Here is a 19586-nt window from a genome sequence, read left to right on the forward strand (position 1 = left end):
GTTTTGCTATTCGTGAAGGTGGTCGTACTGTTGGTGCCGGTATCGTCTCTAAGATCATTGAATAAATAATGCTTGTTGAGTGCTTTCATTATTGAAGGCACTTTGTATAACAGGGAAATAAAGAGCATGAACAGTCAAAATATTCGCATTCGCTTAAAAGCGTTTGATCATAGAATTCTTGATACGTCGACGCGTGAGATTGTATCGACTGCTAAACGTACCGGTGCAAATGTCCGTGGTCCCATTCCGCTTCCGACGCGGATTGAGAAGTTTACGGTCAATCGTGGACCGCATATCGATAAGAAGAGTCGTGAGCAGTTTGAGATGCGAACACATAAGCGTCTTCTTGATATTGTTGATCCAACGCCGCAAACAGTGGATGCGCTTATGAAGCTCGATCTTTCTGCTGGTGTGGATGTAGAAATTAAGCTCTGAGGTTTGAGGACAGAAGGAACAGACCCGATGCGTTCAGGTGTAATAGCACAGAAGCTGGGCATGACCCGTATTTATAATGATGCTGGTGAACATGTGCCGGTGACCGTACTTCGTTTGGAGAATTGTCAAGTCGTTGCTCAGCGTACAGTTGAAAAGAATGGTTATACTGCTGTTCAATTAGGTGTAGGCTTTGCTAAGGTTAAGAATACTTCACAAGCTCTTCGTGGACATTTTGCTAAGGCTTCTGTTGAGCCTAAAGCTAAAATAGCAGAGTTTCGTGTGAGTCCCGACAATCTTCTTGATGTTGGTACTGAGATTACGGTGGAACATTTTGTTCCAGGACAAAGAGTTGATGTGACTGGTACCAGTATTGGTAAGGGGTTTGCTGGTGTTATGAAACGGCATAACTTTGGTGGGCATCGTGCTTCCCATGGTAATTCGATTACACATCGTGCTCATGGTTCTACAGGGCAGTGTCAAGATCCTGGTAAAGTTTTTAAAGGTAAAAAAATGGCTGGCCATATGGGGCAAGTGCGTGTAACAACACAGAATATTGAAGTTATTTCCACGGATAGTGAACGTGGTTTAATTTTAGTACGTGGTGCTGTTTCTGGTTCTAAAGGTTCTTGGATTTTGGTACGGGATGCTGTGAAGAAGCGTCTTCCTGATAATGCTCCAAAGCCTGCTGGTATTCGCCGTCTTGTGAAGGAGAAAACGGAAATGGTTACTCCGGTGACGGAAACCTCTGAAGTTGAGGGAGCCTAATAATGGATCTTGTAATTAAAACTCTTGATGGTAATGAAGCTGGCAAATTAAAGGTTTCTGAAGCTATTTTTGATCTTGTTCCACGTGAGGATATTTTGCAACGTGTTGTTCGTTGGCAGCTTGCACGTCGTCAGCAGGGGAGTCATCAATCCCAAGGTCGTTCTGATGTGTCGCGAACAGGGGCAAAAATGTTTAAGCAAAAAGGAACTGGGCGTGCTCGACATTCATCTGCCCGTGCACCGCAGTTTAGAGGTGGGGGTAAGGCACATGGACCGGTGGTTCGTAGCCATGCGCATGATCTTCCTAAAAAGATTCGTGCTCTTGGGTTACGTTTTGCTTTATCTGCAAAATTAAAAGCAAAAGACTTAATTATTGTGGATGAGTTGACTGTTAAGGATGCGAAAACGAAAATGCTTGTTTCTCATTTTTCTAAGCTTGGATTTAATAACGCTCTCTTGATTGGTGGTAAAGAGATTGATATTAACTTTTTTCGTGCAGTCTCTAATATCCCTAATATTGATATTTTGCCTATTCAGGGAATTAATGTTTATGATATTTTGCGTCGCAGCAAACTTGTTTTATCAAAGGCAGCTGTTGAGGCTCTTGAGGAGCGTTTTAAATGACAGATCTTCGCCATTATGATATAATTATTAGTCCAGTTATTACTGAAAAGTCGACTATGATTTCTGAATATAATCAAGTTGCTTTTAATGTCGCGCCGAAAGCGACGAAGCCTGAGATTAAGGCTGCTATTGAAGCGCTTTTTAGCGTAAAAGTTAAAGCAGTTAACACGATAGTCCGTAAGGGTAAAGTGAAGCGTTTCAAAGGTATAGTTGGTCGGCAAAGTGATGTCAAAAAAGCGATCGTAACTCTGGCCAATGGTCAGACTATCGACGTTTCGACAGGTCTTTAAAGAGGCTCGGAGATAGGAATAATGGCACTTAAGCAATTTAATCCAACGACACCTGGGCAGCGTCAGCTTGTTATTGTGGAACGTTCTTGTCTTTATAAGGGAAAACCTATAAAGATGTTGACTGAAGGTTTGTCTTCAAAGGGTGGACGTAATAATCGCGGTCGTGTTACTGCTCGTTTTCAGGGTGGTGGACATAAACGTAGTTATCGGTTTGTCGATTTTAAGCGTCTTAAACGTGATGTTTCAGCAAAGGTTGAGCGTTTAGAATATGATCCTAACCGTACTGCTTTTATTGCTTTAATTCGCTATGAGGACGGGCAAATGAGTTATATTCTTGCGCCACAGCGTCTTGCGGTTGGTGATTCTGTTATGGCTGGTTTAAATGTGGATGTTAAACCAGGTAATGCTATGCCTCTTGCTAATATGCCCGTAGGTACAATTATTCATAATGTTGAGATGAAGCCAGGAAAAGGGGGGCAGATTGCACGTTCAGCGGGTACTTATGCGCAGTTGGTTGGACGAGATCATGGTATGGCTATTCTTCGTTTAAATTCTGGTGAACAGCGTTTGGTTCCTGGTAGCTGTTTTGCAACTGTTGGTGCTGTTTCAAATCCTGATCATGGGAATATTAATGATGGTAAGGCAGGTCGGTCACGTTGGCGTGGTAAACGTCCACATGTTCGTGGTGTTGCTATGAACCCCGTTGATCATCCGCACGGTGGTGGTGAAGGTCGTACATCGGGGGGGCGCCATCCAGTATCTCCTTGGGGTAAGCCTACGAAAGGTAAGCGTACGCGCTCCAATAAAGCCACTGATAAATTTATTATGCGTACGCGTCATCAACGCAAGAAATGAGAAAGGTAGTCTGAAGTGGTTCGTTCAGTGTGGAAAGGTCCGTTTGTTGACGGCTATCTTCTTGGTAAAGCAGAGAAGGTACGTGCAAGTGGGCGCAATGAAGTTATAAAAATATGGAGTCGTCGCTCTACTATTTTACCGCAATTTGTTGGTTTAACTTTTGGTGTTTACAACGGTAATAAGCATATTCCTGTTTCTGTTTCTGAAGAGATGGTTGGACATAAGTTTGGTGAGTTCGCTCCTACCCGGACTTATTATGGTCATGGTGCCGATAAAAAAGCGAAGAGGAAGTAGGAATGGGAAAAGCTAAAGTTTCGCGCCAGCTTAGAGATAATGAAGCAAGAGCTGTCACGCGGACAATTCGTGTTAGTCCGCAGAAGCTTAATTTAGTTGCTGCAATGATTCGTGGTAAAAGAGTTAATGTAGCACTCGCTGATTTGATGTTTTCACGCAAGCGTATTGCTGCTACTGTGAAAAAAACGCTTGAATCAGCAATTGCAAATGCAGAGAATAACCACGATCTTGATATTGATTCGCTTATTGTGGCGGAAGCTTATGTTGGTAAGTCGATAGTGATGAAGCGCTTTCATGTTCGTGGTCGAGGGCGTGCTAGTAGAATTGAACGTCCATTTTCGCATCTTACTGTTATTGTTCGTGAAGTTACCGAAAAAGTGGAGGCCGCGTAATGGGTCAGAAGATCAATCCAATAGGACTTCGTCTTGGTGTTAATCGGACTTGGGATTCTCGTTGGTATGCTGATAGTGGTGAATATGGGCGCCTTCTTCATGAAGATTTGAAAATTCGTTCATATGTGCTGGAGGAGCTTAAACAGGCGGCTATTTCGAAGGTTGTTATTGAGCGTCCTCATAAGAAGTGTCGTATTACGATTCATTCTGCACGTCCTGGTTTGATTATTGGTAAAAAGGGTGCTGATATCGAAAAGCTTCGTCGTAAGCTCTCAGAAATGACGGATGCTGAAACTTCATTAAATATTGTGGAGATTCGTAAACCGGAGATTGATGCCACGATTATTGCGCAATCAATTGCTCAACAGTTAGAGCGTCGTGTTGCTTTTCGTCGTGCAATGAAGCGTGCTGTTCAGTCTGCTATGCGTCTTGGTGCGGAAGGTATTCGTATCAATTGTTCTGGCCGTCTTGGTGGTGCTGAAATTGCTCGTATGGAATGGTATCGTGAAGGTCGTGTTCCACTTCATACCTTGCGTTCTGATGTTGATTACGGTACAGCAGAAGCTAAGACCGCTTATGGTATTTGTGGTATTAAAGTTTGGGTCTTTAAGGGTGAGATTCTTGAGCATGATCCGATGGCTTCAGAACGTCGTGCTACGGAAGTTGATCAATCTGGTTCTTCATCGAATCGTCGCCGTGAAAATGCTTAGTTTTTGAGATTGAACTAAAATTTGGAGTAGAGAACAATGTTGCAGCCAAAGCGCACAAAGTTCCGTAAACAGTTCAAGGGCCGTATTCACGGTGTTGCGAAGGGTGGTACGGATTTGAATTTCGGTGCCTACGGTTTGAAGGCTGTTGAGCCGGAGCGGATTACTGCTCGTCAAATTGAAGCGGCGCGCCGTGCGATTACGCGTTATATGAAGCGTTCTGGTCGTGTGTGGATTCGCATTTTTCCAGATCTTCCGGTTACGTCTAAACCGACTGAAGTTCGTATGGGTAAAGGTAAGGGAAGTGTCGATTATTGGGCTGCACGTGTTTCTCCTGGACGCATCATGTTTGAGCTTGATGGAGTTCCTGAGGATGTTGCACGTGAAGCACTAAGATTGGGTGCTGCAAAGTTGCCTATAAAAACGCGTTTCATCCAGCGTATTGCTGAATAATGAGGTTAAGCGATGAAAGCCACAGAATTACGGGCGCAAACGCTCGATCAAATGAAAGATGAATTGGCTAAGTTAAAGAAAGAGCAATTTAATTTGCGTTTTCAAAAAGCAACAGGTCAATTAGAAAAGACTGCGCGTGTTAGACAAGTTCGTCGTGATATTGCGCGTATTAAAACTTTTCTTCGTCAAAAGGTAAGTGAAAGTAAGGTTTAAGGAAATGAGAGATGCCTAAACGCGTTTTGCAGGGTGTTGTTATTAGCGACAAAAGTGATAAGACTGTTGTTGTCAAAGTTGAGCGCCGTTATTCTCATCCGCTTCTTAAGAAGACTGTTCGGCAGTCCAAAAATTATAAAGCGCATGACGAAAACAACCAATTCAAGATTGGGGATCAAGTTTCTATTCAAGAATCTAGACCAATTTCGAAAGATAAATGTTGGATTGTTGTAAAAGACAATGTAGCGTAATGAGTTAAGTTTATTGTTTTAGAATTTAACAGTGTTTTTATCATTGATAAATTTAAAGGCGATGACTTTATCGTTATTTGGCAGGCAAATCCGAGTGTATAAAAGGTACAATCGGATATATGTGTTAAGAGAAGGTGGCCAGTCATGATTCAGATGCAAACAAACCTCGACGTTGCTGATAATTCTGGTGCTCGTCGTGTCATGTGCATCAAGGTGTTAGGCGGTTCAAAGCGGAAATATGCTTCGGTCGGTGACATTATTGTTGTTTCGGTTAAGGATGCTATTCCTCGTGGCCGTGTTAAAAAAGGTGATGTTATGAAAGCTGTTGTGGTTCGTACTGCTAAGGATATTCGTCGCGCAGATGGTAGTGTCATTCGTTTTGATAGTAATGCTGCGGTTTTAGTGGATAATAAAAAAGAGCCGATCGGTACTCGTATCTTTGGACCTGTTCCCCGCGAATTGCGTGGTAGGAATCATATGAAGATCATCTCGCTCGCTCCTGAAGTTCTGTAAGGAGTAAATGTTATGCAGAAGATTCGAAAAGGTGATAAAGTTGTTGTTTTATCCGGTAAGGATAAAGGATGTAGTGGTGAGGTAATTAAGGTTAGTCCAAAAGAGAATAAGGCTTTTGTTCGTGGGATTAATATGATTAAACGTCATCAACGTCAAACGCAGAAGCAAGAAGCTGGAATTATTTCTAAAGAAGCTCCGATTCATCTGTCTAATTTGGCGATTGCTGATCCTAAAGATGGTAAGCCTACACGTGTAGGCTTTCGTATGAATGCAGATGGTAATAAAGTGCGTTTTGCCAAGCGTTCGGGAGAGTTGATTAATGGCTGAGGAAAGACAAATACCGCGTATGAAAGCGCATTATTTTGAAGTGATTCGTAAAGCGCTTCAAGAGAAGTTTAATTACAGAAATGCGATGCAAATTCCGCGGATTGATAAAATTGTAATAAATATGGGGATAGGTGAAGCAACTGCTGATTCGAAGAAGCCTTCCCTTGCTGCTGAGGATTTAGGGCTCATAACAGGTCAGAAGGCTGTTGTTACACGTGCGCGTAATTCTATTGCGACCTTTAAGGTTCGTGAAGGAATGCCTCTTGGGGCTAAAGTTACATTGCGTAAAGATCGTATGTTTGAGTTTTTAGATCGTCTTGTTACGATTGCTCTTCCGAGGGTTCGTGACTTTCGTGGTTTGAATCCAAAGAGTTTTGATGGTCGTGGCAATTTTGCTATGGGTATTAAAGAACACATTGTGTTTCCAGAAATCAACTATGATAAAGTTGATCAAATTTGGGGCATGGATATTATTGTTTGTACGACAGCAAAAACGGATGATGAGGCTCGTGAGTTATTGCGTGCTTTTAATTTTCCTTTTCGTTCGTAACGGCAGACATAGTGAGGTGAAAGTATGGCCAAAGTAAGTGCCGTTGAAAAAAATAAGCGTCGTGAGGTGATGGTAAAGCGTTATGCTGCCCGTCGTGCACGTTTGAAAGCAATAGTTATGGATCAGAAGGTTTCTCTTGAAGAACGTTTTAAAGCTTCTGTTCAGTTGGCAGAGTTGCCGCGTAATTCTTCGAAAGTTCGTATTCGTAATCGCTGTGAGGTTTCAGGTCGTCCGCGGGCTTATTATCGTAAATTAAAAATGTCGCGAATTGCGTTGCGTGAGCTTGGCTCTATTGGCCATATTCCTGGTATTGTAAAGTCTAGTTGGTAAGAGGAGATTATTTAATGTCTATGTCAGATCCTCTTGGTGATATGTTAACACGTATTCGTAATGCACTTGGTCGTAAAAAAGGTAAAGTAGTTACTCCAGCTTCGAAGCTTCGTGCGCACGTTCTTGATGTTCTTCAGTCGGAAGGTTATATTCGTGGATATAATCAAATTGATTTAGGTGATGGGAAAGCTGAAATTGAAATCGAATTGAAGTATTTTGAAGGGCTGGCTGCTATTCGTGAGATTTCACGTGTATCAAAGCCAGGTCGTCGTGTGTATGTTTCTGCTAAGTCACTTCCACAGGTGGCAAATGGTCTTGGTATTTCGATTTTATCGACTCCTAAAGGCGTCATGGCAGATCATGAGGCGCGTGAACAGAATGTTGGTGGAGAACTCCTTTGTCGTGTTTTCTAAGTTATGTCAAGAAAACGGAAGAAAAAGTAGGTTAGAACAATGTCTCGTATTGGAAAGAAACCCATTTCAATTCCTTCTGGAGTTACTGCTACTGTTGAAGGTCAGCTGGTTAAGGCAAAAGGTCCAAAAGGTGAGCTGAGCTACGTCGTCAATGATGAAGTCTTAGTCAAGTTTGAGGAAAATATCATATCAGTTATGCCGCGGGATCAGTCAAAAGATGCGCGTTCTAAATGGGGTATGTCGCGCTCAATGATTGAGAACATTTTTTGTGGTGTGAAGGATGGTTTTGAAAAGAGGTTGGAGATTAATGGGGTTGGTTATCGTGCTGCTTTGCAGGGTAAGGATGTCCAACTATCTCTAGGCTTTTCCCATGATGTGGTTTATAAAGTTCCATCGGGTGTTACTGTAACTGTTCCTAAGCCGACAGAAATTGTTGTTTCTGGAATTGATAAACAGCAAGTTGGACAAGTTGCAGCGGAGATTCGTGAGTATCGTAGACCTGAGCCTTATAAAGGTAAAGGTGTTAAGCATGCAGATGAACGTATCTTCCGTAAAGAAGGTAAAAAGAAATAAGGATTTTGTATTATGGTTTCATCTAAGGACATTATCCAACGTCGTGCAAGGCGTGTTCGTCGTAGAATTAAAGTGGTTTCTCATGATCGTCCTCGGCTTAGTATTTATCGTTCAAATCAGAACATTTATGCTCAAGTTATCGATGATTTGCGGGGATGTACACTTGTTTCAGCCTCTACTCTTGAAAGTGATTTAAAAAAGTCGTTAAAGAGTGGTGCTGATAAAAAAGCAGCTTTTGCTGTTGGTAAGTTAATTGCTGAGCGTGCGAAGCAAGCGGGTGTTAATGAAGTGGTTTTTGATCGTGGAGCGTATGTGTATCATGGTCGAGTCAAGGCTTTAGCTGAAGCTGCTCGTGAAGGTGGTTTGAATTTCTAAAATTTCTTATTTGTGAGTGAGTAAGGAGAGTTTAGAGTATTTCGTTTAAGTTCTTCCAGTTTGATGAGGGACTTTGTTATCGTGCTTCCGGAAAAGAAAAAGGAATGAGGAATGGCACAAAAAGAACGTGGTGAGAGAGAAGAACGCGATAATGAGTTTGTCGATAGGCTAGTTCATATCAATCGTGTTGCTAAAGTTGTAAAGGGTGGTCGGCGTTTTGGTTTTGCTGCTCTTGTTGTTGTTGGAGATCAAAAAGGGCGTGTAGGTTTTGGACATGGTAAAGCCCGTGAAGTTCCAGAAGCCGTTCGTAAAGCAACGGAATCTGCAAAACGTGGGATGATTTATGTTCCGCTTCGGTCTGGACGTACATTGCACCATGATCTTGAAGGGCGTCACGGAGCTGGGCGTGTTTTACTACGTTCGGCTTCTGCTGGTACTGGTATTATTGCTGGGGGACCGATGCGTGCTATTTTTGAAGCTCTTGGTATGCAGGATGTCGTTGCAAAATCATTGGGATCGTCTAATCCTTATAACATGGTTCGTGCAACATTTGATGCATTGAAACATCAAATGCATCCTAGAGATATTGCTGCTCAACGTGGTATAAAATATTCGACTTTGCAGGCGCGTCGTCGCCATTTAGTTGACCTAGAAGGATAGTTTCTGAGATTATCAGAAAAGGAATTAGGAAATGGTTCAGAAAAAATCTCGGAGTGGTAAAACTATCACGGTGGAGCAAATTGGAAGCCCTATTCGAAACTCACAGATTCAGCGTGCAACCTTAAAGGGGCTTGGACTAAATAAAATGCGTCGTCGGCGCGTTTTAGATGATACACTTTGTGTGCGGGGTATGATTGCTCAGGTTCGGCATCTTGTTCGCGTTATAGATGAAGGTTAAGGGTTGCGGGAGTATTAGATATGAAACTCAATGAACTGCGTGATTGTGAAGGCGCAACAAAAAATCGTAAGCGTGTTGGGCGTGGTATTGGTTCCGGTACGGGTAAGACTGGTGGTCGTGGTGTAAAAGGGCAAAAGTCGCGCTCTGGTGTTTCCCTTAATGGTTTTGAAGGTGGGCAAATGCCTATCTATCGTCGTTTGCCAAAACGTGGATTTAGAAATTTCTTTGCCAAAACCTACAATGAAGTTTCACTAGGACGTATTCAGTTGGCAGTTGATGCAGGTAAGTTGAATATTGAAAAGCCTGTTGATATGATTGCTTTGAAAGAAGCTGGTATTATTCGTCGTGAAAAAGATGGGGTTCGTCTTCTTTCTGATGGTGATTTGAAGGCTAAGATTACCTTTCATGTTTCTGGTGCTTCACAAGCTGCTCGTGTTAAGATTGAAAAAGTGGGTGGTCAGGTTATTTTTCCTGATATTGCTCAATAATTTTTTAATATGAGTAGAGACCTAAAGAAGAGTTACATCTGTTCTGTGGGATTTTTTGTGGAGAGTTTTTTAAGTTCTGCATTTATTTGTGTATGCATATATGAATTTTAGGGTTATACTTCTGTGATTTAAAGAACTGGAGTAGTGAAGTGGAGACGTTTTATGGCATCAGCAGCAGAGCAATTTGCTTCCAATATAAACTTCGGTACCTTTTCTCGTGCAACTGAATTAAAGAAACGCATCTGGTTTACTCTGGCAGCGCTTCTTGTATATCGCTTTGGCACTTACATCTCTCTTCCAGGTATTAATATCGATGCTTTACGGCAAACATTCGAACATCACGCGTCGGGTGTATTAGGACTCTTTAATATGTTTGCTGGGGGTGCCGTTGGGCGTATGGCTATTTTTGCGCTAGGTATCATGCCTTATATATCGGCATCTATTATTGTGCAATTGTTAACATCTATTATTCCTTCTTTGGAAACTCTTAAAAAAGAAGGGGAATTAGGTCGTAAGATTATCAATCAATATACGCGTTATGTAACAGTAGTATTGGCGATTCTACAAGCTTTTGGTATTGCGGTTGCGCTTGAAAGCGGTATAGGGACGGGGCTTCAAATTGTTTTAGAACCAGGTCTTATGTTTCGTATTTCTTCTGTTATTACCCTTGTTGGCGGAACGATGTTTCTCATGTGGCTTGGCGAGCAAATTACGTCACGTGGTGTTGGTAATGGGGTTTCTCTTATCATTTTTACAGGGATTGTAGCCAATTTCCCTTCTACTTTTGCTCAGCTTTTGACAGCTCATAGTCAGGCTGATTTATCAACTTTTCTTTTAATAGGAATCGTTCTTATTGCTGTTTTGGTTATTGGGCTTATTGTTTTTATAGAGCGTGCGCAACGGCGAATTCTTATCCAGTATCCAAAACGTCAGGTCGGGAATCAAATGTTTCAAGGAGATATGTCGCATCTTCCTTTAAAGTTGAATACTGCTGGTGTTATTCCACCTATTTTTGCTTCCTCTTTATTATTATTACCTGCCACTATTAATAATTTTTCTGATAAAATGCCACAATGGGTTCAGTCGATTTCCTATGCTCTTGGTCATGGACAGCCACTTTATATGATTGTTTATGCATTTTTAATGGCGTTTTTTTGCTTTTTTTATACAGCTATTGTGTTTAATCCAAGTGATACTGCAGATCAGTTGAAAAAGCATTCTGGTTTTATTCCAGGGATTCGTCCAGGTGAGCGTACAGCCGAGTATATTGATTACGTTTTGACGCGTATTACTGTTGTGGGCGCTGTTTATATTATCTTGGTTTGTTTGTTACCTGAATTTATGATATCTGCATTGCAGGTTCCTTTTTATCTTGGGGGAACATCCTTGTTGATTGTTGTTACTGTTACGCTTGATACGGTTGCTCAAATTCAGGGGTATCTTGTTGCCCACCAATATGAAGGGTTGATAAAAAAATCAAAACTTCGTGGAGGTAGAAGGAATCGATGAGAGTTATTCTTTTAGGTCCTCCTGGAGCGGGAAAAGGTACGCAAGCAAAAATGTTGACTGAGGAATATAACATTCCTCATTTATCAACAGGGGATATGTTGCGTGAGGTGATTGCCAAAGAAACGGAGATTGGTAAAAAAGCTAAAGCTATTATAAGTTCTGGTGCTTTGGTTCATGATAATATTGTTAACCAAATCGTATCAGATCGGATTGATGAAACTGATTGTGTAAACGGTTTTGTTTTGGATGGATATCCTCGAACTGTGGGGCAGGCAGAAGCGTTACAACGGATTTTGCAGTCAAAAAATATGCGGCTTGATGCTGTTATTGAGTTGTGTGTTGATGAAGACGTGTTGATTGAACGTATGAAGAAGCGCGTTGAGGAAACAATAGCGGCTGGTGGACAGGTTCGTTTAGATGACAATCCTGTTGCTTTTACAAAAAGATTAGTAGAATATCGTGAAAAAACCGCTCCCTTATCAAAATTTTATTCAGAGAGGGGAATGTTGAGGGTCATTGATGGAATGATTGGTATTACTGAAGTGACACGCATGATTAGAGGTTTTCTTTCATGAGATTTTTTTTTAGGAATAAATGAAAAGAGTTGACTTTTGAGATGAAATCTATAACAAATAAATTTAATTTATTTTAGTGAAATAATAGGATTCGGAAGAATTTTTTTCTGAGTCTATTTTTTTCTGTAAGGTATATCAGGTATTTTATAACAATTTGTCAAAATAACTAAGGAGAGTAGGCGTGGCTCGTATTGCTGGCGTCAATATCCCGACAAATAAGCGTGTAATTATTGCGCTTCAATATATCCACGGGATTGGACCAAAATTTGCTCAAGAAATTATTGAAAGAGTTGGCATTCCCTTGGGGCGTCGTGTGCATGAGCTTTCAGATGCTGAGGTGCTGCAGATTCGTGAGGCGATAGATCAAGGCTATCAAGTTGAAGGTGATCTTCGTCGTGAGGTTGCTATGAATGTTAAACGTTTGATGGACCTTGGTTGTTATCGAGGATTGCGTCATCGCCGGTCTTTGCCTGTCCGAGGGCAGCGTACACATACAAATGCTCGTACGCGTAAAGGACCAGCTAAGGCAATTGCCGGTAAAAAGAAATAAGAGCCTTTTTGGAAGGTTTTTATATATTCTGTTTCTTGTTTGATTGTTTTGACAAGGAAAAGAAGGTGGAGCTGCTGATGTTACGGCAGTGATGAGATCGTTGAAAGGGAAATTATGGCCAAGGAAGCCACACGTGTTCGTCGTCGCGAACGTAAAAATATTTCATCGGGTGTTGTGCATATTAATTCAACATTTAATAACACAATGATTACTATTACTGATGCTCAGGGTAATGCAATTGCTTGGTCATCTGCGGGGGCTCAGGGGTTTAAAGGTGCGCGTAAATCGACACCTTTTGCTGCTCAAGTTGCTGCGGAGGATTGTGCAAGAAAAGCGCAAGAGCATGGTATGCGTTCTTTGGAAGTTGAAGTTTGTGGACCTGGATCAGGGCGTGAATCTGCTCTACGTGCATTGCAATCTGTTGGTTTTGTCATTACTTCTATTCGTGATGTAACACCAATTCCTCATAATGGATGTCGTCCGCGGAAAAGGCGGCGTGTTTAATTGGGTGTTGTTTTTTGTTGTCGGAGATTTCTCTGATGTTCACATTGGTCGTTACGATTGAATGGTAACGGAACTAAAGAACGGGAATAAAAATATGATCCAGAAAAACTGGCAGGAACTTATTAAACCCAATAAGGTTGAATCATGTGCGCATGATAATCCAAATGTTATAAGTGTGATCGCTGAACCTCTTGAGCGGGGTTTTGGCTTAACGTTAGGAAATGCACTTCGTCGCGTGTTGTTATCTTCTCTTCGTGGTGCTGCTATTACTGCTGTGCAGATTGACGGTGTCTTACATGAATTTTCATCGATTCCAGGTGTGCGTGAGGATGTTACGGATATTATTCTGAATATAAAAGAAATTGCGCTTCGTATGGAAGAAGAAGGTCCTAAACGTGTCGTTGTTTATAAAGAGGGGCCTGGTGTCGTGAAAGCGGGAGATATCAGTACCGTTGGGGATATGGAAATTCTAAATCCAGATCATGTTATTTGTACTCTTGATGAAGATGCTGAAATTCGTATGGAATTTATTGTCAACACAGGGAAGGGGTATGTTCCATCTGATCGTAATTGTGTTGATGATGCACGTATAGGACTTATTCCAATTGATAGTCTTTATTCACCAATTCGTAAAGTGTCTTATAAAGTGGAAAATACGCGTGAAGGTCAAGTTTTGGATTATGATAAATTGACCTTAACGATTGAAACGAATGGTGCGGTTAATGGAGAGGATGCTGTTGCTTTTGCAGCACGCATTCTTCAGGATCAATTATCGTTATTTATTAACTTTGAAGAGCCACAGAAGGAGCCTGTTGAAGAGGCTGATTCTGAGCTTTCTTTTAATCCTGCTCTTCTCAAAAAAGTGGATGAATTAGAACTTTCAGTTCGTTCGGCAAATTGTCTTAAGAATGATAATATTGTCTATATTGGTGATCTTATTCAAAAAACAGAATCTGAAATGCTTCGGACACCGAATTTTGGTCGCAAATCGTTGAATGAGATTAAAGAAGTTTTGGCATGTATGGGGTTACATCTTGGGATGGAAATTCCTGCGTGGCCACCTGAAAACATTGATGATCTTGCAAAACGTTATGAAGATCAATATTAAAATTAGAATTTAAGGAGAGGGCTTATGCGCCACAGTAAGTCAGGACGCAAGTTGAATCGTACTGCCAGTCACCGTAAAGCGATGTTTGCAAATATGGCAACTTCGTTGATCGAGCATGAGCAGATTGTGACAACGCTTCCAAAGGCTAAGGAAATTCGTCCTATTGTTGAAAAACTCGTTACTCTTGGTAAGCGTGGTGGTTTGCATGCGCGTCGGCAAGCAATTGCAGCACTTCGTGATGCAGGAAAGGTTGCAAAATTATTTGATACGCTTGCGCCACGTTATGCATCACGCAACGGTGGATATTTGCGTATTATGAAAGCGGGGTTTCGTACCGGTGATAATGCGCCCATGGCTGTTATAGAATTTGTTGATCGTGATGTTGAAGCGAAGGGTGCTGGGGATCGTGCTCGCATGGAGGCTTCTGAGAATGAAAAGAGGACATCTTCGTAAAGTTTTTTACTCTGTTGGATTTTTAAAGGCCGCCTTGTCTTAGGCGGTTTTTTTGTGAGCATTTTTAAGTTTGTTTTAGTTGAGAAATAGGTGCAGAGAGAAAATTATAGGACATTGAATTATCTTATTTTTATAATATTTATTGTTCAAATAGGTTGTTTTTATTCTCTATTATGAAATATTAATAGAGATCCTTAATTTGCGGGGATGAGTTTTTTTATTCTATTAATCTTCAACAGAATGTGCTGATTTTATAAGGAGTGGATTATGAGATATTCTTTTTGGGTGCGGATTTTTTTTGCAATTATGATGCAGATATCATTTGATCATGTATATGCTCATGTACCTCAAACACAAACAGAAATCACTCTTTCATTTGCTCCTTTAGTTAAAAAGACAGTTCCATCTGTTGTAAATATTTATGCAGCTCGACAAATTAGAGCACGCTCACCTTTTGAAGGGGATCCATTTTTTGAGCAGTTTTTTGGTCGTTTTCAAAATAATTTTCCTGTTCGCAAGCAATCGTCATTAGGATCAGGGGTGATTGTTGATGCACGTGGTTTGATTGTTACAAATTACCATGTCATTAAAGATGCAAGCGAAATTAAAGTGGCTTTTTCTGATGGGCGGGAGTTTGAGAGTAAGATCGTGCTCAAAGATGAAGCAACTGATATTGCAATTCTTGAAGTTGAGGAAAAAGATGCTCAATTCCCTGTTCTTTCTTTGGGAAATTCTGATGCTGTTGAAGTTGGTGATCTTGTTCTTGCTATTGGTAATCCTTTTGGTGTTGGTCAAACAGTTACAAGTGGTATTGTTTCAGCGCAAGCGCGTACACGTGTTGGGATTTCTGATTTTGACTTTTTTATTCAAACAGACGCTGCCATTAATCCAGGGAATTCTGGTGGCGCTTTAATTGATATGAAAGGTCAATTAATCGGAATTAATACAGCTATTTATTCGCGTTCCGGTGGTTCTGTAGGGATTGGTTTTGCTATTCCAGTTAATCTTGTAAAAGTGATGCTTGATACTGTTAAACGCGGTGGAAAATATTTTGTGCCGCCTTATATTGGGGCTTCTTTTCAAAATGTTACACCTGATATTGCTGGTGGTTTAGGTTTAGAACGTCCCTATGGTGCTCTGATTATTGAAGTTATCAAAGATAGTCCTGCTGAAAAAGCTGGATTGAAAGTAGGTGATGTTATTTTGAGTGTGCAAGGGGTACGCGTTGATAGTCCAGATAGTCTTGGGTATCGTTTGATGACAGCTGACGTTGAGCATAGTCTTGCTTTGGAATATTTACGAAATGGAAAAACTTTAAAAACACAAATAATAGTTTCATCGATATCAGAAACTGCATTTTTAAAATCTGAAAAAATCACGGGTGACAGTCCTCTTGCCGGTGCTGAAGTGTTAGATTTAACACCGCAAAATAGTCGACGTTTTCATCTTCCTATATCTGCAAAAGGGGTTGTGATTACCAACCTTGATGACATGAGCAATGCAGCTGGAATTTTTCAGTCAGGAGATATTCTACGTGTTGTAAATGGCCATAAAATTCAAACAGTTCATCAGTTGAAAAAGGTTCTTATGCAAGCTCGTTCGCGTACTTGGCAATTGGAATATGAACGTGATGGTATGTATATTCGCCAATTTATTCGTTGAGGTTTTTTTTGAAGAAAGATTTTTTTACTTCGTCTTTTGATTTTCAAGTTAATAAAAATCAGCCACTTGCAGAAAGAATGCGCCCTTGTTCTCTCAATGATGTTGTGGGACAAAAGCATTTGATTGGAGAGGATGGTTTGCTTTCACGTATGGTGGCAACTGGCTCAATTGGATCGATGATTTTTTGGGGACCTCCAGGGACGGGAAAAACAACCGTTGCACGTTTGTTAGCACTTGAAACAAATTTCGCGTTTGAGCAGGTTTCTGCTATTTTTACAGGAGTTTCTGAGCTTAAAAAGATTTTTGAAGTTGCGCAGAGGCGTTTTATATCTGGGGATAAAACACTTCTCTTTGTTGATGAAATTCATCGGTTTAATCGTGCACAGCAGGATAGTTTTCTTCCTGTGATGGAAGAAGGTACTGTGGTACTTATAGGTGCAACAACCGAAAATCCTTCTTTTGAACTTAATGCTGCTCTTCTTTCGCGTGCACGTGTTTTAACATTTCTTTCACATGATCATGAAAGTTTGGACATGCTTTTAAGGCGTGCTGAAGAAGTGGAGGGAAAAACTCTTCCTTTGGATAATGATTCCAGAGACGTTTTGATAGAGATGTCTGATGGTGATGCGCGGGTAGCGTTAACATTGGCAGAGGAAGTTTGGTCTATTGCACCATTGGGAGAGATTCTTGATGTTGTTGCTTTGCAAAAAGTTATTCAGCGTCGTGTGCCCATTTATGATAAAGGACGAGATGGGCATTATAATCTCATTTCAGCGTTGCATAAATCCGTTCGTGGATCTGATCCTGATGCTGCGCTTTATTATTTGGCACGTATGTTGGATGCTGGTGAAGATCCTCTCTATATTGGGCGAAGATTGGTTCGTATGGCCGTTGAAGATGTTGGTTTGGCGGATCCTCAAGCTCTTGTCATTTGTAATGCAGCAAAAGATGCCTATGATTATTTAGGATCACCAGAAGGAGAATTGGCTTTGGCGCAAGCATGTCTTTATGTTGCAACTGCGCCAAAGTCAAATGCAACATATCTCGCGTATAAAGCAGCACTGCGTTGTGCGCGCAAAAATGGCTCTTTATCACCTCCTAAGCATATTCTTAATGCTCCTACGAAATTTATGAAGGAGGAAGGGTTTGGAAATGGTTATTGTTATGACCATGATGAACCAGACGCTTTTTCAGGACAAGAATATTTTCCCGAAAAACTTGGGCGTCAGAGTTATTATAAGCCAGTTGAGCGTGGTTTTGAGCGTGAAATTGTGAAACGTCTTGAGTGGTGGAAACAATTGCGCAAAAAACGTAAAGATCAAAAATAAAATTTGAGTGGAAATACATGTTTTATTGATCTTGGATTTATTTTTTATCTCTTATGTTATTGTATGAGCAGTTTAGCTTATATTTTAAATATTTATTGCATTGCTCGTAGAGATTTTTTTTGATATCTTCAAAAGTGCATATTTTTTTATCAAATTTAAATGTGTTATTCAACTTTTAAGCTGCTTTATTTTTGTGGTGTTTATTAAATAATATAATTGATTTATAACGATAACTCACTGTTTTGTAAGTTGAATGAAAGTCCTAAATACCGTGAATTTTACTCATTCCAAGCTTGGTATTTGTTGAAGCAATCAAATCATTCGCTTGCATGTTATAAGCAGGATTAGCGTGTGATAAAAACTGTACAAGAAAGAACTAAAAATTCTTCTTATGAAGCGTCTCAAGTGCCGAGAGTTGTCGCAACATTGGGGGATGATAAATAGTGTGATGGTGCCGACTTTCTCATTCTTTAGTGTAAAGATGGTGGCTCCCAAAGGGCTTTACAGTATACCGCATTCATGGGTGTTGTCACGAAGTGAGCTTGGGGGTGTTGAGAGATGTTTCTTAAATCAAGTGCATGAATATGCAACACAATGGCGTTTTGTTCTTCGATGCGATAGGGGATGAGGTTGATTGATAATGCGTTTTTGTGTGATCAATAGCAGGAGAATTCTTAGTCACTTAAGTACTTAATCAAAGGGATAAGAAGAAGGGCTGTAGAACATTGTGTTTAAATTTAAATTGTTCCTTTTCTAGAGAGATATAAATATGTTAACTATGCTCTCATAGGGATATTATTTTATTGGAGTTTATTTTGTGTCATAAGATAAGCGATGCCAATTCTTTATTGTGATGGTCATGAATGTTATGGACATAATGTGGAGATAGGAATGGAAATAGTCTGTGAAAATCTAAACTCAAGCCTTTAGTTAAATTAAAAGTACAGTGTACACTTAGGTTTTAGGTTATTATGAATCGGTCAAGGATATAATCGTGGATAAAACAAAAGCTCTCGATGCTGCTCTCTCACAAATTGAACGTTCTTTTGGTAAAGGCTCGATTATGCGTCTTGGGCAAAAAGAGCAGGTTGTTGAAATTGAAACAGTTCCAACAGGGTCGTTATCCTTGGATATTGCTTTAGGGATTGGTGGATTACCGAAGGGGCGTATTGTTGAGATTTATGGACCAGAAAGTTCTGGGAAAACAACATTGGCTCTACATGCTATTGCTGAAGCACAGAAAGGGGGTGGAATTTGTGCTTTTATTGATGCAGAGCATGCGCTTGATCCTATTTATGCGCGTAAGCTTGGTGTTGATTTAGAAAACTTGTTCATTTCTCAGCCAGATACCGGTGAACAGGCATTGGAAATTACAGAAACGTTGGTTCGTTCTGGTGCAGTTGATGTGCTTGTTGTGGATTCTGTCGCAGCTTTAACACCGCGAGCAGAAATTGACGGTGAAATGGGTGATGCTTTGCCCGGATTGCAAGCTCGGTTAATGAGTAAAGCGTTGCGAAAATTAACAGCAGCAATTTTTCGCTCTAACTGTATGGTTGTCTTTATTAATCAAATTCGCATGAAAATTGGTGTGATGTTTGGTTCTCCCGAAACGACAACGGGTGGAAACGCTTTAAAGTTTTATGCTTCTGTTCGTTTAGATATTCGTCGCATTGGATCCATTAAAGATAGGGATGCAATCGTTGGTAATCAGACGCGTGTTAAAGTGGTGAAGAATAAACTGGCACCTCCATTCAAGCAGGTTGAGTTTGATATTATTTATGGTGAAGGTATTTCCAAAGTAGGTGAATTGATTGATTTGGGTGTCAAGGTTGGTATTGTGGAAAAATCTGGTGCATGGTTCTCTTATAATTCTCAGCGTTTAGGACAGGGGCGTGAGAATGCAAAGCAGTTTTTACGTGAACATGCGGAAATAGCTACAGAGATTGAAGCAGCTTTGCGCCAAAATGCTGGTTTGATTGCGATTGAATTGTTAGAAAATGCAGGGTCAGAAAATATAGAAAGTGATGAAACCATTTGATGGAGCGTTTTTTTCGTCTATAATTTTTTTCTGTTTTTTTGTTTGAGTTTTTAAATACACAGTCATTTTTTTCTCAATTTTTTAAAACAAATATTCCATTCTTTGATTAAATTG

Annotated in this window: 30 protein-coding genes and 1 pseudogene; all 31 read left to right on the top strand. The window is 40.5% G+C overall.

Going from position 1 to position 19586, the window contains the following annotated elements; genetic code table 11:
- Nucleotides 1-65, top strand: a pseudogene (locus ACFIK8_RS05200) (elongation factor Tu); the annotation flags it as partial.
- Between the two features lie 61 nt (nt 66-126).
- A complete protein-coding gene (gene rpsJ / locus ACFIK8_RS05205) occupies nt 127-435 on the top strand; it encodes a 30S ribosomal protein S10 (protein ID WP_005773267.1) in 309 nt (102 codons plus the stop codon).
- A 27-nt stretch (nt 436-462) separates the two neighbouring features.
- Nucleotides 463-1200 (top strand): 50S ribosomal protein L3, encoded by a 738-nt coding sequence (gene rplC, locus ACFIK8_RS05210; RefSeq protein ID WP_015856587.1) that lies wholly within the window; start codon nt 463-465, stop codon nt 1198-1200.
- Between the two features lie 2 nt (nt 1201-1202).
- Complete coding sequence (gene rplD / locus ACFIK8_RS05215) at nt 1203-1823, top strand: 50S ribosomal protein L4 (protein ID WP_375619912.1); 621 nt, start codon at nt 1203-1205, stop codon at nt 1821-1823.
- Entirely contained in the window at nt 1820-2113 is a 294-nt protein-coding gene (locus tag ACFIK8_RS05220) for a 50S ribosomal protein L23 (RefSeq protein WP_015856585.1), read from the top strand. Before rplD ends, ACFIK8_RS05220 begins: the two co-directional genes overlap by 4 nt.
- A gap of 21 nt (nt 2114-2134) precedes the next feature.
- On the top strand, nt 2135-2968 hold the full coding sequence (rplB, locus tag ACFIK8_RS05225; protein ID WP_375669012.1) for a 50S ribosomal protein L2: 834 nt from the start codon (nt 2135-2137) through the stop codon (nt 2966-2968).
- 15 nt (nt 2969-2983) lie between these two features.
- Nucleotides 2984-3262 (top strand): 30S ribosomal protein S19, encoded by a 279-nt coding sequence (gene rpsS, locus ACFIK8_RS05230; RefSeq protein WP_004855734.1) that lies wholly within the window; start codon nt 2984-2986, stop codon nt 3260-3262.
- Nucleotides 3263-3264: 2 nt separating this feature from the next.
- Nucleotides 3265-3654 carry a 50S ribosomal protein L22 gene (rplV, locus tag ACFIK8_RS05235; RefSeq protein ID WP_208439680.1) on the top strand — a complete coding sequence of 130 codons (390 nt, stop codon included), beginning with the start codon at nt 3265-3267 and terminating at the stop codon, nt 3652-3654.
- Entirely contained in the window at nt 3654-4364 is a 711-nt protein-coding gene (rpsC, locus tag ACFIK8_RS05240; RefSeq protein ID WP_015856582.1) for a 30S ribosomal protein S3, read from the top strand. The genes rplV and rpsC overlap by 1 nt, the downstream gene beginning before the upstream one ends.
- Nucleotides 4365-4400: 36 nt before the next feature.
- Complete coding sequence (gene rplP, locus ACFIK8_RS05245) at nt 4401-4814, top strand: 50S ribosomal protein L16 (RefSeq protein ID WP_375635843.1); 414 nt, start codon at nt 4401-4403, stop codon at nt 4812-4814.
- A gap of 12 nt (nt 4815-4826) precedes the next feature.
- Nucleotides 4827-5027, top strand: a complete 201-nt coding sequence (gene rpmC / locus ACFIK8_RS05250) for a 50S ribosomal protein L29 (RefSeq protein ID WP_273788260.1) — start codon at nt 4827-4829, stop codon at nt 5025-5027.
- An 11-nt stretch (nt 5028-5038) separates the two neighbouring features.
- The gene (gene rpsQ / locus ACFIK8_RS05255; protein WP_012231991.1) at nt 5039-5278 is read left to right on the top strand and encodes a 30S ribosomal protein S17; all 240 of its coding nucleotides are present in this window, start codon (nt 5039-5041) and stop codon (nt 5276-5278) included.
- A gap of 144 nt (nt 5279-5422) precedes the next feature.
- Nucleotides 5423-5791, top strand: coding sequence for a 50S ribosomal protein L14 (rplN, locus tag ACFIK8_RS05260; RefSeq protein ID WP_004855715.1), 369 nt, complete (start codon nt 5423-5425; stop codon nt 5789-5791).
- Nucleotides 5792-5803: 12 nt separating this feature from the next.
- The gene (gene rplX, locus ACFIK8_RS05265; protein ID WP_015856579.1) at nt 5804-6118 is read left to right on the top strand and encodes a 50S ribosomal protein L24; all 315 of its coding nucleotides are present in this window, start codon (nt 5804-5806) and stop codon (nt 6116-6118) included.
- The gene (rplE, locus tag ACFIK8_RS05270) at nt 6111-6668 is read left to right on the top strand and encodes a 50S ribosomal protein L5 (protein WP_015856578.1); all 558 of its coding nucleotides are present in this window, start codon (nt 6111-6113) and stop codon (nt 6666-6668) included. The genes rplX and rplE overlap by 8 nt, the downstream gene beginning before the upstream one ends.
- Nucleotides 6669-6692: 24 nt before the next feature.
- Complete coding sequence (rpsN, locus tag ACFIK8_RS05275) at nt 6693-6998, top strand: 30S ribosomal protein S14 (RefSeq protein ID WP_005773283.1); 306 nt, start codon at nt 6693-6695, stop codon at nt 6996-6998.
- A gap of 14 nt (nt 6999-7012) precedes the next feature.
- On the top strand, nt 7013-7411 hold the full coding sequence (gene rpsH / locus ACFIK8_RS05280) for a 30S ribosomal protein S8 (RefSeq protein ID WP_015856577.1): 399 nt from the start codon (nt 7013-7015) through the stop codon (nt 7409-7411).
- Nucleotides 7412-7450: 39 nt separating this feature from the next.
- On the top strand, nt 7451-7984 hold the full coding sequence (rplF, locus tag ACFIK8_RS05285; RefSeq protein WP_015856576.1) for a 50S ribosomal protein L6: 534 nt from the start codon (nt 7451-7453) through the stop codon (nt 7982-7984).
- A 12-nt stretch (nt 7985-7996) separates the two neighbouring features.
- Entirely contained in the window at nt 7997-8359 is a 363-nt protein-coding gene (rplR, locus tag ACFIK8_RS05290; protein ID WP_375669013.1) for a 50S ribosomal protein L18, read from the top strand.
- Between the two features lie 111 nt (nt 8360-8470).
- Nucleotides 8471-9019, top strand: coding sequence for a 30S ribosomal protein S5 (rpsE, locus tag ACFIK8_RS05295; protein WP_015856574.1), 549 nt, complete (start codon nt 8471-8473; stop codon nt 9017-9019).
- A 31-nt stretch (nt 9020-9050) separates the two neighbouring features.
- Nucleotides 9051-9257, top strand: coding sequence for a 50S ribosomal protein L30 (gene rpmD, locus ACFIK8_RS05300; protein ID WP_375635845.1), 207 nt, complete (start codon nt 9051-9053; stop codon nt 9255-9257).
- A 20-nt stretch (nt 9258-9277) separates the two neighbouring features.
- Nucleotides 9278-9745 (top strand): 50S ribosomal protein L15, encoded by a 468-nt coding sequence (rplO, locus tag ACFIK8_RS05305; RefSeq protein ID WP_015856572.1) that lies wholly within the window; start codon nt 9278-9280, stop codon nt 9743-9745.
- A gap of 162 nt (nt 9746-9907) precedes the next feature.
- Nucleotides 9908-11254: a preprotein translocase subunit SecY gene (secY, locus tag ACFIK8_RS05310; RefSeq protein WP_375635926.1), complete on the top strand. Its 1347-nt coding sequence runs from the start codon at nt 9908-9910 to the stop codon at nt 11252-11254.
- A complete protein-coding gene (locus ACFIK8_RS05315) occupies nt 11251-11829 on the top strand; it encodes an adenylate kinase (RefSeq protein ID WP_375635846.1) in 579 nt (192 codons plus the stop codon). Before secY ends, ACFIK8_RS05315 begins: the two co-directional genes overlap by 4 nt.
- 181 nt (nt 11830-12010) lie before the next feature.
- A complete protein-coding gene (gene rpsM / locus ACFIK8_RS05320; RefSeq protein ID WP_026500557.1) occupies nt 12011-12379 on the top strand; it encodes a 30S ribosomal protein S13 in 369 nt (122 codons plus the stop codon).
- Nucleotides 12380-12493: 114 nt separating this feature from the next.
- Complete coding sequence (gene rpsK, locus ACFIK8_RS05325; RefSeq protein ID WP_007347762.1) at nt 12494-12883, top strand: 30S ribosomal protein S11; 390 nt, start codon at nt 12494-12496, stop codon at nt 12881-12883.
- Nucleotides 12884-12977: 94 nt separating this feature from the next.
- Nucleotides 12978-13991: a DNA-directed RNA polymerase subunit alpha gene (locus tag ACFIK8_RS05330; RefSeq protein WP_015856568.1), complete on the top strand. Its 1014-nt coding sequence runs from the start codon at nt 12978-12980 to the stop codon at nt 13989-13991.
- A gap of 24 nt (nt 13992-14015) precedes the next feature.
- Nucleotides 14016-14444, top strand: a complete 429-nt coding sequence (rplQ, locus tag ACFIK8_RS05335) for a 50S ribosomal protein L17 (protein WP_273788262.1) — start codon at nt 14016-14018, stop codon at nt 14442-14444.
- A 267-nt stretch (nt 14445-14711) separates the two neighbouring features.
- The gene (locus ACFIK8_RS05340) at nt 14712-16106 is read left to right on the top strand and encodes a DegQ family serine endoprotease (RefSeq protein WP_375635847.1); all 1395 of its coding nucleotides are present in this window, start codon (nt 14712-14714) and stop codon (nt 16104-16106) included.
- A gap of 8 nt (nt 16107-16114) precedes the next feature.
- On the top strand, nt 16115-17434 hold the full coding sequence (locus ACFIK8_RS05345) for a replication-associated recombination protein A (RefSeq protein WP_375635848.1): 1320 nt from the start codon (nt 16115-16117) through the stop codon (nt 17432-17434).
- Nucleotides 17435-18428: 994 nt separating this feature from the next.
- A complete protein-coding gene (recA, locus tag ACFIK8_RS05350; protein WP_375635849.1) occupies nt 18429-19472 on the top strand; it encodes a recombinase RecA in 1044 nt (347 codons plus the stop codon).
- Nucleotides 19473-19586 lie beyond the last annotated feature (114 nt).

The sequence above is a fragment of the Bartonella sp. MR168JLCBS genome (assembly GCF_042194175.1).

Coding starts and splice junctions, on each gene's coding strand:
- rpsJ (WP_005773267.1), top strand. CDS start 127: ATGAACAGTCAAAATATTCGCATTCGCTTAAAAGCGTTTGATCATAGA.
- rplC (WP_015856587.1), top strand. CDS start 463: ATGCGTTCAGGTGTAATAGCACAGAAGCTGGGCATGACCCGTATTTAT.
- rplD (WP_375619912.1), top strand. CDS start 1,203: ATGGATCTTGTAATTAAAACTCTTGATGGTAATGAAGCTGGCAAATTA.
- ACFIK8_RS05220 (WP_015856585.1), top strand. CDS start 1,820: ATGACAGATCTTCGCCATTATGATATAATTATTAGTCCAGTTATTACT.
- rplB (WP_375669012.1), top strand. CDS start 2,135: ATGGCACTTAAGCAATTTAATCCAACGACACCTGGGCAGCGTCAGCTT.
- rplV (WP_208439680.1), top strand. CDS start 3,265: ATGGGAAAAGCTAAAGTTTCGCGCCAGCTTAGAGATAATGAAGCAAGA.
- rpsC (WP_015856582.1), top strand. CDS start 3,654: ATGGGTCAGAAGATCAATCCAATAGGACTTCGTCTTGGTGTTAATCGG.
- rplP (WP_375635843.1), top strand. CDS start 4,401: ATGTTGCAGCCAAAGCGCACAAAGTTCCGTAAACAGTTCAAGGGCCGT.
- rpmC (WP_273788260.1), top strand. CDS start 4,827: ATGAAAGCCACAGAATTACGGGCGCAAACGCTCGATCAAATGAAAGAT.
- rpsQ (WP_012231991.1), top strand. CDS start 5,039: ATGCCTAAACGCGTTTTGCAGGGTGTTGTTATTAGCGACAAAAGTGAT.
- rplN (WP_004855715.1), top strand. CDS start 5,423: ATGATTCAGATGCAAACAAACCTCGACGTTGCTGATAATTCTGGTGCT.
- rplX (WP_015856579.1), top strand. CDS start 5,804: ATGCAGAAGATTCGAAAAGGTGATAAAGTTGTTGTTTTATCCGGTAAG.
- rplE (WP_015856578.1), top strand. CDS start 6,111: ATGGCTGAGGAAAGACAAATACCGCGTATGAAAGCGCATTATTTTGAA.
- rpsN (WP_005773283.1), top strand. CDS start 6,693: ATGGCCAAAGTAAGTGCCGTTGAAAAAAATAAGCGTCGTGAGGTGATG.
- rpsH (WP_015856577.1), top strand. CDS start 7,013: ATGTCTATGTCAGATCCTCTTGGTGATATGTTAACACGTATTCGTAAT.
- rplF (WP_015856576.1), top strand. CDS start 7,451: ATGTCTCGTATTGGAAAGAAACCCATTTCAATTCCTTCTGGAGTTACT.
- rplR (WP_375669013.1), top strand. CDS start 7,997: ATGGTTTCATCTAAGGACATTATCCAACGTCGTGCAAGGCGTGTTCGT.
- rpsE (WP_015856574.1), top strand. CDS start 8,471: ATGGCACAAAAAGAACGTGGTGAGAGAGAAGAACGCGATAATGAGTTT.
- rpmD (WP_375635845.1), top strand. CDS start 9,051: ATGGTTCAGAAAAAATCTCGGAGTGGTAAAACTATCACGGTGGAGCAA.
- rplO (WP_015856572.1), top strand. CDS start 9,278: ATGAAACTCAATGAACTGCGTGATTGTGAAGGCGCAACAAAAAATCGT.
- secY (WP_375635926.1), top strand. CDS start 9,908: ATGGCATCAGCAGCAGAGCAATTTGCTTCCAATATAAACTTCGGTACC.
- ACFIK8_RS05315 (WP_375635846.1), top strand. CDS start 11,251: ATGAGAGTTATTCTTTTAGGTCCTCCTGGAGCGGGAAAAGGTACGCAA.
- rpsK (WP_007347762.1), top strand. CDS start 12,494: ATGGCCAAGGAAGCCACACGTGTTCGTCGTCGCGAACGTAAAAATATT.
- ACFIK8_RS05330 (WP_015856568.1), top strand. CDS start 12,978: ATGATCCAGAAAAACTGGCAGGAACTTATTAAACCCAATAAGGTTGAA.
- rplQ (WP_273788262.1), top strand. CDS start 14,016: ATGCGCCACAGTAAGTCAGGACGCAAGTTGAATCGTACTGCCAGTCAC.
- ACFIK8_RS05340 (WP_375635847.1), top strand. CDS start 14,712: ATGAGATATTCTTTTTGGGTGCGGATTTTTTTTGCAATTATGATGCAG.